Origin of the sequence: Calidithermus terrae, assembly GCF_003574345.1 — a bacterium.
GTDB lineage: Bacteria > Deinococcota > Deinococci > Deinococcales > Thermaceae > Calidithermus > Calidithermus chliarophilus.
This window is the reverse complement of the sequence record NZ_QXDL01000333.1, coordinates 1-2,775: the sequence shown is the minus strand read 5'-3', so window position 1 is coordinate 2,775 and position 2,775 is coordinate 1. Positions and strand designations below refer to the sequence as shown.

The 2,775-nt window shown below is 75.1% G+C and carries 3 protein-coding genes; all 3 read right to left on the bottom strand.

Annotated elements, in window-relative coordinates; all coding sequences use genetic code 11:
* Positions 1-84: 84 nt before the first annotated feature.
* Positions 85-1,074, bottom strand: coding sequence for a hypothetical protein (locus Mterra_RS20255; protein WP_119316743.1), 990 nt, complete (start codon positions 1,072-1,074; stop codon positions 85-87).
* On the bottom strand, positions 1,074-1,670 hold the full coding sequence (locus tag Mterra_RS20250) for a hypothetical protein (protein WP_119316742.1): 597 nt from the start codon (positions 1,668-1,670) through the stop codon (positions 1,074-1,076). Before Mterra_RS20250 ends, Mterra_RS20255 begins: the two co-directional genes overlap by 1 nt.
* Before the next feature lie 9 nt (positions 1,671-1,679).
* Positions 1,680-2,775: hypothetical protein (locus tag Mterra_RS22630; RefSeq protein ID WP_119316741.1), on the bottom strand; the 1,096-nt coding region annotated here is incomplete at its 5' end.

The window sequence follows — 2,775 nt, the reverse complement described above, 5'->3', positions numbered from 1 at the left end:
GCGCTTGGGCCCGCGCGGGGAGGGAGCCCGGGGCCAGCGCCGCCAGGGCCGCCAACAGGGCCCCCCACTGCCGCAGGCCGCCCCTCACGGGCGCACCTCCTTGGCCTGGGACTGCAGGGCCGCCAGCGCGAGGGCCTGGCGCAGCCCCTCGGCGCCCCCCTTGGGCATCTCCACCACCTGCACCTGCGGGTCGCTGAAGTCGCCTTTCCCCGACAGCAGGATGTAGTCGTGGCGGTAGCCCCGCACGAGGAGCACCCCGGCGACCCCCTTGCCCCCGACCTCGAAGGCGCGGCTGTCCTTGTGGCCGCCGTACAGCCCCAGCTGGGCCCAGCCCAGCTGGAACAGCCCGCCCGCCCGCGCGCCGTCCACCGCGTACAGCCGCACCTGCACCGGCGCGACGGCGTAGCACAGCCCCGAGCAGGAAGGGGGGTAGTTCCCCTGGTTGAGGTAGCCCTTCACCAGGTAGTCCCGCAGCACCGCCCGCACGGGGTCGGCCAGGCCGGTGACCAGGCCCTCGATGAACATGGGCTGGCCCCCGGTCACGTCGTTCAGGACCCCTTTGATGTAGTTGGCGGCTTCGGCCTCGCGCCACACAAGCCAGGGCAGATCGCCCGTGCTCCAGGGGATAAACACGGGCACCCGAGCCTGGGCGGTGATCTCTTCCCCCGCCACCGCCCCGCCCGACCGGTAGCAGACCTGCGCCCGCAGGGTGAAGGTGTGCATCCCGTTGTCGGCGGCCTGGAGGGGGCCGTAGGCCAGGGTGCGCTCGAGCGCACCCCCCGCCCACAGGTCGAGCAGGCCCCCGCGCTCGTCCCAGCGCCGCTCGGCGCGCACGCTGAGGCTGGCCTGCAGCGCCCAGCCCTCCACCCGCGCCCGCAGGGTGAGCGTGCCGGGCGCCCCCAGCCCCTCGGGGCTCGCGCTGAGCCGGGCCACCGGCCGCTTGGGGAGGCTGGGCACCAGCGCGGCGGGCAGCGCCGCGCACCTCGCCGCGAGGTCGGCCGGGGCCTGGGCGGCGGAAGCCGCCGCCGCGAGGACGAGCGGAGCCAGTAGCCGCAGCGCCCGCCGCATCAGCATCAGCGCACCTCCTTCTGGCGCCGCGAGGCCGCCTCGACGAGTTCGATGGCGGTGAGCAGCAGCGGCTTGAGCGACTCGGCCAGCGGGCCCTTGGGCTCGAGGAAGAGGTCGTTGCCCACCACGAAGTACAGCTTCTCCCCGGAGGGGCCGCGGAAGTAGGCCAGCGGCAGCCCCAGCCCGGTGAGGGTGGACAGCGCGTCGCCCTGCTCGCCGCCGCTGACCACCTGCACGTGCGCGCGCAGCCGCTCCTGCTCCCAGCCCGCCAGGGAGGGGCGCTCGCGGGCGTCGACCACGATCTTCACCCGCGGCCAGCCGGCCGCCTCGCCCGCGAAGCGCCGGGCCAGCAGGTCGTAGGCCCACGACATGCGCACGGGCGGGCCCAGCAGCAGGGCCTCTTTGGCCTGCTCCACCACCGGGCGGTACTCGTTGTAACCCGCCGGCCACAGCGCGTCGGCGGGTAGGGCGCAGGTGATCTCGAGCGCGCACAGCGCCTGGCGCACGACGGGGTAGACCCGGGCCAGGTCCTCGACGGGGTCGGCCTTGGCCGGCGCCGCCACCGCCAGCAGGGACACGACCGTCACGACGATGTTTCGCATGCACTCCTCCTAGCGCAGCAGCGCGCGGTAGAGGGCGTCGGCGTCCCACGCCGGGCCGCCCGGCACCCCCAGCCCCGGGGTGCCGGCCACCCGGGGGATGCGGTAGCCCTCCGGCACGCTCACCCACGACCAGTGGGTGCGCTCGAGGGCGTAGGGCAGGAAGTAGGGGGCCACCGGCCGCAGGCGCGGCAGGTCGGGCTGGGGGATGAGCCACGGCTGCTGCAGCACGATCTTGAGCTTGATGGGCACGTACCAGTAGCCCAGGGTGCGCTGGGCCTGGGCCAGCGCGTACTCGCCGGGGACCCAGCGGGCGGTGAGGTCGGGCACGGTGCCGAAGGTGAGCTGGTTCCACGCCTGGAAGAAGCTGGCGTAGCCGAAGGCCTCCTGGATGAGGGGGTGGCTGGGCGGGAAAAAACGCTTGAGCTGCTCCAGGCGCCACAGCCCCGGGGCGTAGGGCTTCTGCACGCCCGAGAGCCCCGAGGTGGCCGCCGCCGCGCGCAGGGCCTGCTCGAAGAGGCCCTCGGCGCACCCCGCCGCCGCCTGGCACAAGGGCCCGGCCACCCCGGCCAGCGGGCCCACCCGGCTGAGGGCCAGCAGGCTCTGGCCGTAGTAGGGCAGGCGCAGCCCGTCCTCCGGCTGGGGCAGGCGGGCCTGGCGCACGGCCTGCAGGATCGCCTGCAGCCCGCCGCGCAGCCGCGCGGGGTCGGGCGCGAGGTCGCCCACCGCGGCGACGACCGCCCCCGTCCCGCTGAGGTGGGCCTGCCAGGCCAGCGGGGCGAAGACCTCGAGGGCGCCGGGGTTGACCCGGGGGGCCAGCGCCTGCAGCACCTGCTGCTGGTACTCCGCCCCGTAGCGCCTGAGGCCGTGGTCGATGGCCCGGCGCACCACCTCGGCGGCGTGGTCCTCGTTGAACCAAAGCGGCTCGTCGGGGTAGCCGGGGGTGCACCAGGAGAAGCCCACCGCGTCGAGTTCGACGCAGAAGGGCGGGATGGCCATGATGGGCAAGAACTCCACCGACAGCCCGTCGCAGAAGTCGGCGGCGGGCACCTGGGGCAGCGGCAGGTAGGCCTCGAGGCGGTGCCACCCCGCGCTGGCGGGCGGGGTG

Bases quoted from the DNA above. Each gene is read 5' to 3' on its own strand.
- Mterra_RS20255 (WP_119316743.1), bottom strand. From the start codon at position 1,074: ATGCTGATGCGGCGGGCGCTGCGGCTACTGGCTCCGCTCGTCCTCGCG.
- Mterra_RS20250 (WP_119316742.1), bottom strand. From the start codon at position 1,670: ATGCGAAACATCGTCGTGACGGTCGTGTCCCTGCTGGCGGTGGCGGCG.